Annotated in this window: 14 protein-coding genes; 5 read left to right on the top strand and 9 right to left on the bottom strand. The window is 57.6% G+C overall.

The annotated features are described in order from the left end of the window. Positions 1-3: 3 nt before the first annotated feature. The 7 genes from lnt to miaB all read right to left on the bottom strand — a co-directional run bounded on the left by lnt (position 4) and on the right by miaB (position 6,603). A complete protein-coding gene (gene lnt, locus Q0802_RS05990) occupies positions 4-1,524 on the bottom strand; it encodes an apolipoprotein N-acyltransferase (RefSeq protein WP_298915027.1) in 1,521 nt (506 codons plus the stop codon). Positions 1,525-1,556: 32 nt separating this feature from the next. Continuing rightward, complete coding sequence (locus tag Q0802_RS05985) at positions 1,557-2,453, bottom strand: hemolysin family protein (protein ID WP_298915024.1); 897 nt, start codon at positions 2,451-2,453, stop codon at positions 1,557-1,559. A gap of 37 nt (positions 2,454-2,490) precedes the next feature. Next, on the bottom strand, positions 2,491-2,988 hold the full coding sequence (gene ybeY / locus Q0802_RS05980) for an rRNA maturation RNase YbeY (protein ID WP_298915022.1): 498 nt from the start codon (positions 2,986-2,988) through the stop codon (positions 2,491-2,493). A gap of 30 nt (positions 2,989-3,018) precedes the next feature. Next, positions 3,019-4,035, bottom strand: coding sequence for a PhoH family protein (locus tag Q0802_RS05975; protein ID WP_298915019.1), 1,017 nt, complete (start codon positions 4,033-4,035; stop codon positions 3,019-3,021). A 160-nt stretch (positions 4,036-4,195) separates the two neighbouring features. Beyond that, positions 4,196-4,504, bottom strand: coding sequence for a hypothetical protein (locus Q0802_RS05970; protein ID WP_298915017.1), 309 nt, complete (start codon positions 4,502-4,504; stop codon positions 4,196-4,198). Between the two features lie 12 nt (positions 4,505-4,516). Next, a complete protein-coding gene (locus tag Q0802_RS05965; RefSeq protein ID WP_298915015.1) occupies positions 4,517-5,071 on the bottom strand; it encodes an OmpA family protein in 555 nt (184 codons plus the stop codon). 206 nt (positions 5,072-5,277) lie between these two features. Next, on the bottom strand, positions 5,278-6,603 hold the full coding sequence (gene miaB / locus Q0802_RS05960; RefSeq protein WP_298915012.1) for a tRNA (N6-isopentenyl adenosine(37)-C2)-methylthiotransferase MiaB: 1,326 nt from the start codon (positions 6,601-6,603) through the stop codon (positions 5,278-5,280). A 112-nt stretch (positions 6,604-6,715) separates the two neighbouring features. On the opposite strand from miaB, the gene Q0802_RS05955 reads away from it, so the two are divergent. Then, the gene (locus Q0802_RS05955) at positions 6,716-7,585 is read left to right on the top strand and encodes a hypothetical protein (RefSeq protein WP_298915009.1); all 870 of its coding nucleotides are present in this window, start codon (positions 6,716-6,718) and stop codon (positions 7,583-7,585) included. Positions 7,586-7,814: 229 nt separating this feature from the next. On the opposite strand, the gene irr is transcribed toward Q0802_RS05955, so the two are convergent. Further along, a complete protein-coding gene (gene irr / locus Q0802_RS05950; RefSeq protein WP_298915006.1) occupies positions 7,815-8,234 on the bottom strand; it encodes a Fur family transcriptional regulator Irr in 420 nt (139 codons plus the stop codon). Between the two features lie 207 nt (positions 8,235-8,441). Between irr and fabA the strand changes: the two genes are divergently transcribed. The 4 genes from fabA to Q0802_RS05930 all read left to right on the top strand — a co-directional run bounded on the left by fabA (position 8,442) and on the right by Q0802_RS05930 (position 11,418). Further along, positions 8,442-8,951, top strand: coding sequence for a bifunctional 3-hydroxydecanoyl-ACP dehydratase/trans-2-decenoyl-ACP isomerase (fabA, locus tag Q0802_RS05945; protein WP_298915003.1), 510 nt, complete (start codon positions 8,442-8,444; stop codon positions 8,949-8,951). Positions 8,952-8,988: 37 nt separating this feature from the next. After that, positions 8,989-10,218, top strand: coding sequence for a beta-ketoacyl-ACP synthase I (gene fabB / locus Q0802_RS05940; RefSeq protein ID WP_298915000.1), 1,230 nt, complete (start codon positions 8,989-8,991; stop codon positions 10,216-10,218). Positions 10,219-10,228: 10 nt separating this feature from the next. Then, a complete protein-coding gene (locus tag Q0802_RS05935) occupies positions 10,229-11,020 on the top strand; it encodes an enoyl-ACP reductase (protein WP_298914997.1) in 792 nt (263 codons plus the stop codon). A gap of 65 nt (positions 11,021-11,085) precedes the next feature. Next, positions 11,086-11,418, top strand: a complete 333-nt coding sequence (locus tag Q0802_RS05930) for a hypothetical protein (RefSeq protein ID WP_298914992.1) — start codon at positions 11,086-11,088, stop codon at positions 11,416-11,418. Positions 11,419-11,431: 13 nt separating this feature from the next. Here the strand turns inward: Q0802_RS05930 and Q0802_RS05925 are convergent, their stop codons facing one another. Further along, positions 11,432-11,860 (bottom strand): peptidylprolyl isomerase, encoded by a 429-nt coding sequence (locus Q0802_RS05925; RefSeq protein WP_298914990.1) that lies wholly within the window; start codon positions 11,858-11,860, stop codon positions 11,432-11,434. Positions 11,861-12,001: the final 141 nt, after the last annotated feature.

Raw genomic sequence — 12,001 nt, 5'->3', positions numbered from 1 at the left:
CCGTCAATCTCTAATTGAGCGCACATCCCCCGGGCCGGGCCTGAGTTTGGCGGTCACCAGCCCAATGACGAGTAAAATGACAATCGGGATATCACCGGTGCGGCTGTAGAGGGTTGGCGACATGGGTCTGGGAAGCGGCGCATCCACAAACCCCGAAACACCCATCGGCAAGCTCGCAATAATGCGCCCTTGGGGATCAATCATCGCCGAAATGCCCGTGTTGGCTGCGCGCATCAGTGGCAATCCCTGCTCTATCGCGCGCATACGGGCCTGCGCCAAATGCTGCTGAGGTCCGATGTTGCGACCGAACCAGGCGTCGTTCGTGATTTGAAGCAGAAAATCCGGCCGTTCGGGGCTTGCATTGACATCATGGGCAAACACCGCCTCATAACAAACCAATGGCAAGCCGCGCCCCAATGGACCGAAGTCAAGTAGTTCGGGGCCGGTTCCGCTCGCAAAACCCGTACCCGCCGCATCCGCCAGACCGCTGAGCCCGAGTTTGGCTGCAAAACGCCCAAAGGGGATGTATTCGCCGAAGGGGACCAGATGATGCTTATCATAAACCTGAGGTTCAAGCGCGTCGCCATCTAGGACCGCCATGCTGTTGAAAACAGATGTTTCCTCGCGGCGCAAAAGACCCAAAGCGGTGAAACGACCCTGCGCTGTCGCGGCGATCTGGGACAGAACCGGCGCCGCCGTTTCCAACGACCAGGGGATGGAGGTCTCTGGCCAAACCGTCAGGCTGGGTGTCGGGGTGCCTCCGGTTGTCGGCGCTGCGGTGAAAGAGAGCTGAGAGTCGAAAAACTGCTGTGCGAACTCCGGCTGCCACTTCAGGTGCTGCGCTGCATTCGGTTGAACAAGCCGTACCCAATGCCCGGTGAGGAGCGCGGTCGCTGCTGATGGCGGTAGGTAAAACAGGCCGATCGCACTGCAAAGCAGACCCGCCTGACCCACGCGCATAACCTTGCGTCCCCGATACGCGGCCGGGAACGAAAGAGCCCATGCCAGAGACATCAGCCAAAGCGTCACGCCATGCGGTCCGACCCAAGCGAGGCTTTGACCGGCGATTCCGTCCACCAGAGCCTGAGCAGGGCTTGCCCAGGGAAATCCGGTAAAGAGATAGGCCCGCAGAACTTCTGCGGCTGTCCATGTCAGGATCAGGGGCCACGTCCGGCTCGAAAGCTGCCGCGCCAATCCAAAGGCTCCTCCCCAGAAGAGCGCTAGGCCCATGCTCATGAAAGCAAGCGCGAAAGGCGCCATCCAGGCATGCCTGTCCGGATCAATCTGGAAGGGTTCGATAATCCAGATCAGTGCAACGCTGAAGTATCCGACGCCAAAGGCCCAGCCAATCAGCGCCGCATCGTTCCTCCGGCTCTGGCGACGCATCAATACAAAGGCAAGGGAGAACACCAACAACATGACCAGGGGTTGATCGTAAGGCGCCTGACCCAGCGGGGCCACTGCCCCAAGCAAGGCGGCAACGGCAACACGATATCTTCTGGGCAGTCTCGAAAACCACGCCAAGGGTTTTTCCGGCTGGGATACAGCCCTGCGCGTCACGACGCGCGCGATGCAACGCGGACGCGCAGGCGCTTGATCCGTCGGGGATCTGCGTCAAGCACTTCGAATTCGGGACCGTCCGGGTGCGGCACCACTTCGCCACGCGCAGGCACCCGGCCCGACAACATGAAAACGAGGCCCCCCAGCGTATCAATCTCTTCTTCGTCCACTTCGTCATGGTCGGTCAGGGATTGCCCGATTTCTGCCTCGAAATCCTCCAGCGGTGTCTTCGCCAGCGCGAGGTAGCATCCGGGTTTTTCCTCGGTCCAGTAGAGGCCTTCGTCCACGTCGTGCTCGTCTTCGATCTCACCGATGACCTGTTCGATCAAATCCTCGATGGTGACCAGACCATCTACACCCCCATATTCATCAATCACCAATGCCATGTGGCGGCGCTCCGCCTGCATCTTGGTCAGCAGCACGCCAATGGTCATGGACGGCGGCACAAACAGCAGCGGGCGCAACATGGCTCGCAGGTCGAAATCATGGGTATCGCCATTGAACCCATGGGTGAGCGCCAGGTCCTTGAGGTGCAAAAGGCCAATCGGTGTGTCCAATGTGCCATCATAGACCGGCAGACGGGTCAGCCCGCTTTCCTTGAATATTGCGACCACTTCTTCCAGCGATGAGGTCGCGGGAATTGCGGTGATATCCGCCTTGGGCATCGAGACGTCTTCAACGCGCATGCGGCGCAGATTGATCATGCCATGTGTCTGCGGGCGATCCATCGCGACGGGCGATGCAGAAATGACTGCATCGGATTCGCTCGGGCTGAGCGCTTCGATCACGCGACTGAAAAAGCCGCCTTGCCTGGAAGATTCTGGTTCGGGGGAGGTGTCAGTGTCGACATGCGCGCGTTGCGCTGCTTCAGACTGTCCGTCGTTGTCGCCCATTGGGTCCTGTTCTAGAATGGCTCGGCTCTGGGGCCGATCAGTTCCTATATGGGTCATCGAGACCCAGTTTGCCAAGTATTTCGGTTTCCAATGCCTCCATGAGCGTGGCATCGCGGTCACGGCCGTGGTCATATCCCAAAAGATGTAACAGGCCGTGAACGATAAGATGGGTTACGTGATCTTCCATAGATTTTTGCATTTCGGCTGCTTCGCGCAGGCAGGTTTCAAAGGCGATGGCGATATCACCGAGCTCGTATGTCCCGTCGAAATCACGTTCCGGCGCCTTGGGACGGGCACCGTCAACATCGGGTGCGAGGTCCACAGCCGGCCAACTCAATACATTTGTAGCAGTTGTTTTGTCGCGAAATTCCGAATTCAGATCGGCGATGCGCGCGTCGCTGCACGCCAGCAGCGAAATTTCTGCATCTTCCGGGGCGATACCAACTTTGCAAAGCGTTGCCGTCACGGCGCGTCCCGCGAGAGATTCCAGCGGCACCTGCGCCCACCCATCAGCTTCGATCAGAACCTCAAGCATGCGTTTGCCCTGCGCTTCAAAGCCACGCCGCTACGCCGGTGGTGTGTCAGCTTCATAAGCCTCGATGATCGCCGCAACCAAGGGGTGGCGCACGACGTCTTTTGACGTGAAATAGTTGAAACTGATCTTCGGAATCGTTTTCAGCAAACGTTCGGCATCCGAAAGGCCCGAAGACACACCGCGCGGCAAATCAATTTGGGTCCGGTCGCCAGTGATCACCATGCGCGAGCCTTCTCCGAGGCGGGTCAGAAACATCTTCATCTGCATGGAGGTGGCGTTTTGCGCCTCATCCAGAACCACAAAGGCATTTGAAAGCGTGCGTCCCCGCATAAAGGCCAGCGGCGCAATTTCGATCTGCTTTTCCTCGATGAGTTTGGCCAGTTGCTTGCCCGGCAGAAAATCCCCCAACGCGTCGTAAAGGGGCTGCATGTAGGGGTCGACCTTGTCCTTCATGTCGCCGGGCAGAAACCCCAGCCGCTCACCAGCTTCAACCGCCGGGCGTGATAGGATGATCTTGTCGACCTGCCCCGCAAGAAACATGGAAACGCCGACAGCAACCGCCAGATAGGTTTTGCCGGTTCCCGCCGGGCCAATGCCAAAGGCAAGTTCGTTCTCAAACAGCGACTGCACATAGGCCTTTTGAGCATCGGTACGCGGTTCGACCCGTTTCTTGCGGGTCTGTATCTCGATCCGGTTGCCGATTGGCATTTCCAGCTGATCACCGTCCTGAGTGCCGGTCGCTTCCTCGAACGGGCCCATGCGCAACTCGCGGTCCACATCCGCGGGTTCGACCACGCGCCCCGCTTCGAGCCGCGCGTAAAGCGCATGCAGGACACGCAGCGCATCACTGCGTACATCCGCCTCCCCCAAAACGTTCAGCTGGTTGCCGCGCCGAACAATCTGAACCCCCAGCGCCTTTTCGATTTGCGCCAGATGAGCATCATAGGGGCCGCACAGATCAATGAGCAGACGATTGTCAGGAAATTCGATTTTGCCACCGGGCGCGGCACTCAGAGCTTCTTGGGAACTTTGGTCGCTGACAGCCAATCGCTGATCCTCGGGCATGGGGTTGTTCGGACGGTGCCAATTACACAGCGGCAACGCAAGCGCAACCACATTAAATTCACAAAAATTGGAACAAATACTGGCATACGAATGGGCGCGCCGATAATCGCGGTGCGCCCTGAGCTTTGTCGATAGCGATAAATCAGAAGATGTCGCCGATAATCGTAGTGGCACCGCCTTTGAAATTGCCCGTCGTTTGCGTCGGAGCAGCGATTCCCGAGCAGACCGGTTTTCCGGTTTTCCGGTCCAGTCGGGCGGAAAGATAACCTTCGAGCCCATCGTCGATGATCCAGTGATCACAGCCGTTTGGATCCACCCAAATACCGGCCTTCAGTTCTGACAGATCTTTGGCGTCAAAGCCATCATCCGCACCCTTGCTGGCACCTAATTCGCCACAGCCGGCAAGCGCCAGAGAGAAGGCTGTGAAAAAAACTGCTTTAGAGAATTTCATTGTGAGCCCTCCCTACCGAATACATGTGATTTCAACGCGGCGATTCTGTGCCCTGCCGGATGCGGTTTGATTTGATGCTTTGGGCTGACGTTCCCCATACCCGCGGATATCAGAGATAGACGCTCCCTGCGATCGGGCGATACCCGCCACGGTATTGGCTCGCGCAAGAGACAACTGCATGTTCGCGGCATCTGACCCCTGGCTGTCGGTATGGCCGGTGATCACATATGAGCGCGCCTTGGTTGTCGCAAAAAAATCGATCAGGCTATCGCGCCCGCTGGCGCTGATGCTCGGGCTGCCGCTGGCAAAAAACGGGTCCGCGTTCAAAACGCCGCAAACATTGCCCTCGCGGCAGACCGGCAGGCCGTCTCGCGTAACATGCGGTGTCATGAAACCTTCGGCGCCATCATCCATAACCCAATGCTCGCAACCGTCCGGATCAACCCAGATATTGGGTATATATTGGCCCCGGTCCAGCCCGCCTTGCGAGTTTTCCTGAGCAGCACTTATGCTGCCAGCTACCGCAACCACGCCGCTGATCACAAAACAGGCAAGTGGACGCGCCATGCCGAAAAAATTAAACCCCAAGGACTCTACCTCGCTTTAGCACTCGAACAAGTCACCGCAGACCGGAACGGATTGCGGAAAAAAATAACAACCAGATGTCTAAAATCTAATGATATTTGCTGCAAGCCTAGGCATTTATTGTCTCTGCTCAAGCACTACTGAAGTCTCAGCCTGCAGATTTCTGCCAATCTGTGCAAAGTTAACCCTTATTTTCGCCGCAATGCTGCCAAAGAATTTCGCTTGGCCTCAGTGATTCTCACCGGAACGATGTCACCGATCTGCGCATCGGAGTTGTCGATATGCACCGCATGCAGGTACTCAGATTTCCCCACCATCTGCCCCGGATTGCGCCCCGGTTTTTCGACCAGGACAGACAAGTCACGCCCCACCATCTCATTTTGTATTTGCTGTTGCTGATCGGTAATCAGCGCCTGAATGCGTTGCAGCCGTTCATCCGCTTCGTTCGGGTCCACCTGTGGCCGTTCGGCGGCGGGCGTGCCGGGACGGGTGGAGTACTTGAACGAATAGGCATAGCCGTATTTCACCGCTTCGATCAGCGCCAGTGTCGCCTGAAAATCTTCTTCGGTCTCTTCCGGAAACCCCACGATAAAATCGCCGGACATCAGGATGTCGGGGCGCGCGGCACGAATGCGTTCAATGACCCGCAGATAGCTTTCAGCGGTGTGACTGCGGTTCATGCGCTTGAGGATGCGATCCGACCCCGATTGGACGGGCAGATGCAGATAGGGCATGAGTTTTTCACAAGCCCCATGCGCATCGATCAGGTCATCGGTCATGTCGTTGGGGTGTGATGTCGTAAACCGGATGCGTGCCAGCCCGTTGATCTCGTTCAATTTCCAGATCAGATCGGCGAGGGTTTTTTCCGAACCATCCTCTCCTGCACCGTGGAAGGCATTCACATTCTGGCCCAGCAAGGTGATTTCACGCACGCCCCGGTCCACTAATTCGCGCGCCTCTTCAAGAATTCGCGCCACCGGACGGCTGGTTTCAGCACCCCGCGTGTAAGGAACCACACAAAAGGCGCAGAATTTGTCGCAGCCTTCCTGTACGGTCAAGAACGCTGAAGGGGCCCGCGCGGCTTTGGGGCGGCTTTTCAAGGCGGCGAATTTATCCTCCTGAGGGAAATCGGTATCGAGCGATTTCTCTCCAGAGCGGACCTGCGCCTCCATTTCGGGCAAACGATGATAGGACTGTGGCCCGACGACGAGATCGACGGCCGGTTGGCGGCGCATGATCTCTTCACCTTCGGCCTGCGCCACGCAGCCGGCCACCCCGATCTTCAGGTCTGGGTTGACAGTTTTCAACGCTTTCAGCCGGCCCAATTCGGAATAAACCTTCTCCGCGGCTTTTTCGCGAATGTGGCAGGTGTTGAGCAGGATCATATCCGCATCTTCGGCATTCGTCGTCTCAACATAGCCCTGCCCGCCGAGGGATTCAGCCATCCGCTCACTGTCATAGACATTCATCTGACAGCCATATGTTTTGATGAATAGCTTTTTGGGCTCTGCCATGGGTCGGATCCGGATCATAAGGGGTTGGCGCGGTGCCTATCAGCACAGGCAATGGCTTGCAATGCACGTCAATTTAACTGATTCTGGGCAATGATCGCTTTCGGAGCCCTCTATGCACTATACCAGCCTGAAAGATTTTCAGAAAAGCGGCGGCGCCACGCTGACCCGGGGCCCCGTTGCGCTGATCTTCGTGGAAGATGACGTCGAAGTGGCCACGACGCTCCGACATCATCTTCAGATTGGCTTTGCCACGGTGATTGCGTTTATGCCCGAGAAGTTTGACCTGCCCGACGATTTGGACAGGTTGGTGCACCGCATCGATTACGATGCCACGGCCGAGAACGCGGTCGAAGAGGCGGTCAGTCGATTGGCCGCGCTGGCGACCGGGCAGTGGATGTTTTACTGCTACAACGCCGAATATTTGTTTTTCCCCTTCTGCGAGACACGCAGCATCGGCGAGTTGCTGGCATTTCATTCCGAAGAACGCCGCGATGCCATGCTCACTTACGTGATCGACCTTTATTCCGACGATCTGTCACACCATCCAGATGCGGTGTCGCTCGACCGGGCGCATCTGGACCGCTCGGGTTATTATGCGTTGGCGCGAAAAGATGCGCAGCGGAACTATGATCCAAAAGACCGACAGCTAGACTTTTACGGCGGGCTGCGCTGGCGCTTCGAAGAGCATATTCCCCACGCGCGGCGCAAGATTGACAGGATCGCTATTTTTCGAGCCAAACCGGGACTGGCCTTGCGTGAGGATCACACTTTCTCGGATGAAGAATACAACACATATGCCTGCCCCTGGCATCACAATATCACCGCAACGATCTGCTCGTTCCGTACCGCAAAGGCACTCAAGAGCAACCCGGGCAGCACCCATGAAATTCCGACTTTCAAATGGCACAATTCAGCGCCCTTTGAATGGCACTCCCGACAATTACTTGATCTGGGGTTGATGGAACCCGGGCAATGGTTCTGACGCGTCAGACGCGGCCATAAGCCCGAAAAAGAATTCCGGGCCATTCTGTGGAACCAAACAGAAAGCCAATCCTCGCGCGAGCTCTACCCCCCTGAAATCGGAGTTTAACGGGAATGGTATCGCAGCTTCGATCCGTTTGTGACGCTATTTCAGGGTCCTTTCGGGACGCCTGGGTTCGCCCCGCCCGAATGACTGACAAAGCAGGCGAGCACGCCCCGCCCTCTGAAATTCAGGATTTACGGCGCAGACGGATGACCACGTCAACCGATGCAATCTCGGCACCTTCCGGTGCGTCGGGCAGTCGCGCAATCACCAACTCTTCCGATGGGGCATCGGTCAGGGTTGCGTCATCCTCCCAGTAGAAATGCGGATGATCGTGGGTATTGGTATCGAAATAGCTTTTCGATCCATCCACCGTGACTTCCTGCATCAGACCAACGTCACAGAATGCTCGAAGCGTATTGTAGACTGTGGCCAGTGAAACCGCTTCGCCATGCGACTTGGCAGCTTCGAACAGGCTTTCTGCCGTCACGTGCCGATGCTGCCCATCACCGATCAGAAGCGCCGCCAGGGTGACCCTCTGCCGTGTTGGCCTGAGCCCCGCTTTCGCGAGCCATGATGTCCCTACGTTATGTTGCGCGCTCGTCATGACAGCCTCTTGTGTCCTTACATTCGCTATATAAGGGATACACAGGTGTGTTTTCAATCGGATTCCGGCGATTTCCAATAGCCGTTGTCACGAAGTTTTCTTAAGAATTCCTGACACCTCTGCGGGTCCGTTACTCTTGCAGAGTTCCCGAACCGGGTGCTAGAGGGGTTTGAATAACAAGACTTGCCCAGCAGGAGACGCGCCAGAATGGCCCAATACCCGACAAATTTCGACAAAGATGACCTGCTAAAATGCGCCCGCGGCGAGCTTTTCGGGCCCGGCAACGCCCAACTCCCCGAACCCCCGATGCTGATGATGGATCGGATTACCGATATCTCTGGCGACGGCGGAGAGCACGGCAAAGGACATGTTGTCGCAGAGTTCGATATCCAGCCCGATCTATGGTTTTTTGAGTGCCACTTTCCGGGCAATCCGATCATGCCCGGCTGCCTGGGGCTTGATGGGCTCTGGCAGCTTACGGGTTTCAACCTCGGCTGGCGGGGCTGGCAGGGGCGCGGCTACGCGCTGGGGGTCGGTGAAGTGAAACTGACCGGTATGGTCCGTCCCGATCGCAAGATGCTGACCTATTACGTTGATTTTACGAAAGCCATACAGACCCGGCGCTTGACAATGGGGGTTGCCAATGGCCGTGTGGAAGCAGACGGCGAAACCATCTATCAGGTGACTGACATGAAGGTCGCGCTGTCAGAAAGCTGACGCCTGAACACGCATCGAAGGAATGAAGGAGAGCGCCATGCGCCGCGTCGTCGTGACAGGATTGGGGATCGTCTCATCCATCGGGAACAATGCCGAAGAGGTTCTGGCCTCTCTCAAAGCGGGCAAGAGCGGCATCGTCGCCAGCCCGGAGATGGCAGAACATGGGTTCCGCAGCCGGGTCGCCGGCACGCTCAAGATCAACGTATCAGAGCATATCGACAAACGCACATTGCGGTTCATGGGACCAGGCGCTGCCTATTCCTACATCGCCATGGCCCAGGCGATTGAGGATGCCGGGCTGGGCGAAGATGTGGTTTCCCACCCGCGCACAGGGCTGGTAGCTGGCTCTGGCGGTCCCTCCACCAGCGCCATGCTGACCGCGCACAACGTGGTAAAGGAAACGGGTGCGACAAAGCGCATTGGGCCCTTCGCCGTGCCGAAATGCATGTCCTCGACCGTCAGCGCCAACCTCAGCACGGCCTATAAGATCAAGGGTATCAACTATTCGATCACTTCGGCCTGTTCGACCTCGCTGCACTGCATCGGCAACGCAGCCGAACAGATCATGCTGGGTAAGCAGGATGTGATGTTTGCAGGTGGCGGCGAAGAGCTCGACTGGACGCTCTCCTGCCTTTTCGACGCCATGGGCGCGATGAGCAGCAAATATAATGACGCGCCGGACACGGCGAGCCGCGCCTTTGACGCCAACAGGGATGGGTTTGTAATCTCCGGGGGCGGCGGGATTGTCGTCTTGGAAGATCTGGATCACGCGCTTGCGCGGGGTGCAGATATCTACGCTGAAGTGACCGGCTATGCGGCCACATCGGACGGCCACGACATGGTGGCACCCTCTGGCGAAGGCGGCGGTCGCGCTATGCAGATCGCCCTTGAGACGTTACCAGCGGGCCGCAGTGTCAGCTATATCAACGCGCATGGCACCAGCACTCCTGCCGGTGATCAGCCGGAGATCGAAGCCGTGCGCCGCGCCTTTGAGGGCATGAACCAGCCGCCTGTCAGTTCGACCAAATCGATGACCGGGCACAGCCAGGGGGCTGCGGGCGCGCAGGAAGCGATCTACTGCCTGCTGATGCTGAAGGAAGATTTCATCGCGCCTTCGATCAATGTTGAGACCTTGGACCCGGCTTTCCAAGCTGATGAGATTGCCACGGAGCTTGTTGAAAATGCCGGGCTCGATTCCGTGATGACCAACTCTTTCGGTTTTGGTGGCACCAACGGGTCCATGATCCTGTCCAAGTATCAGGGGTAAGAGAGCACATATGTCTGGTCTACTGAACGGAAAACGCGGCCTTGTCATGGGGGTGGCCAATGAACGCTCCATCGCTTGGGGCATTGCCAAAGCCATGGCCGAGGCGGGCGCAGAGCTGGCGTTCACCTATCAGGGTGACGCCTTTGGGTCCCGGCTCGCGCCCCTCGCAGCTTCGGTCGGTTCGGATTTCATGGTCGACGTCGATGTGACCGATGACGCCTCCCTCGACGGCGCTTTCGAGAAACTGGGAGCGCGCTGGCCGACGATCGGCTTTGTCGTGCACGCCATCGCTTTTTCAGACAAGAACGAGTTGACGGGCCGGTTCCTCAACACAAGTCGCGCCAATTTCAAACGGACCATGGACATCAGCGCTTACTCTTTCATTGAGGTCGCGCGCCGGGCGCATCCTTTGATGGTCGAGAATGGCGGCACGTTGCTGACGCTGACCTACCAGGGCAGCAACACGGTTGTGCCAAATTACAACGTCATGGGCGTGGCCAAGGCTGCGCTGGAAAGTACCACCCGATATCTGGCCAATGATCTGGGTCCAGATGGCATTCGTGTCAATGCGATCTCACCCGGGCCGATGAAAACGCTCGCGGGCGCAGCCATTGGCGGCGCGCGAAAAACGCTCAAACACACGGATCAGAACGCACCCTTGCGCGCCAATGCAACCCTGGAGGCCGTTGGCGGGACGGCCGTTTATCTGGCCTCCGACGCAGGAGCCTGCACAACCGGCGAGATCATTCGCGTTGATGGTGGCTATCACGTGCTCGGCATGCCACAGGGCGAAAACATCTAGCATTTGAAGCAAGGGGCCGGCGATAACGCCCCACTGATGCCATATTCGATTTGTACGCTCATTTCATGTTTCAACGTGCTGATTCCCGTACCCTGCGACAAGCTCGCTATATCCGGCGCGCAAGCCGCGCGCGCCTCTTCGCCTGGCTGTTGATGCCGGTAACTGCCGCCACTTTTTCAGCGGCCATGTGGTCCGATCCGGTTCTGCAACCCAAGCTACAAGCCGGCCTGGAGACATCCAAACCGATCATCAATGCCCTGATGCAGGGTGAATTCCCCACCGACGAAGCGCGTGAGTTGCAAGACGCCGCTGTTCAGAAGGCGGCTGAGCTTAACGCAAAGATCGCAGGGCTGCCAATCGCCCGCACACCCGTCAACCGTCCGGGAGACGACAGCTAGCCGCACAGCGCGATCAGCTGATGGAAATCAACTCAATGTCGAATTTGAGGTCCTTGCCTGCGAGCGGATGATTTGCGTCCAGCGTCACGGTCGCCTCATCAACGTCCACAATCATAACCGCCATGGCCTGCCCGTCAGGTGTCTGCATCTGCAACTGCGTGCCGATATCAAGCTTGATATCCGCCGGAATACCCTCCCGCGGTACCGCCTGACGCATCTCCGGATTCAAGGGGCCATAGGCTTCGGCACAAGGGATATCGACCGTCTTTTTTTCGCCAACTTCCATACCCGACAAGGCAACATCCAACCCGGGAATAATCTGGCCGGAGCCGACCACGAATTCAAGCGGATCGCGCCCATCCGAACTGTCGAAGGTGGTGCCGTCCAGCAACGTCCCTGTGTAATGAATGGCGACGGTGTCTCCCGATTTAACTTGGGTCATCAAAATTCCGATCATGTTCTGGGAAAGAATGGCGGAGGCCGCGTGTCTGCACGGGTTCTCCTGAAGATGTGAACAAATTGCCCATGTTGGCCCAGCGAGTAAACCCGAAATTCTGAATTTGGGACTTTTCGGTCGGGCAGA

Origin of the sequence: uncultured Roseobacter sp., from assembly GCF_947495275.1 — a bacterium.
In the GTDB taxonomy this organism is placed as follows: Bacteria; Pseudomonadota; Alphaproteobacteria; order Rhodobacterales; family Rhodobacteraceae; genus Roseobacter.
The sequence above is the reverse complement of the archived record's forward strand: the minus strand, read 5'-3'. Positions and strand labels throughout refer to the sequence as shown.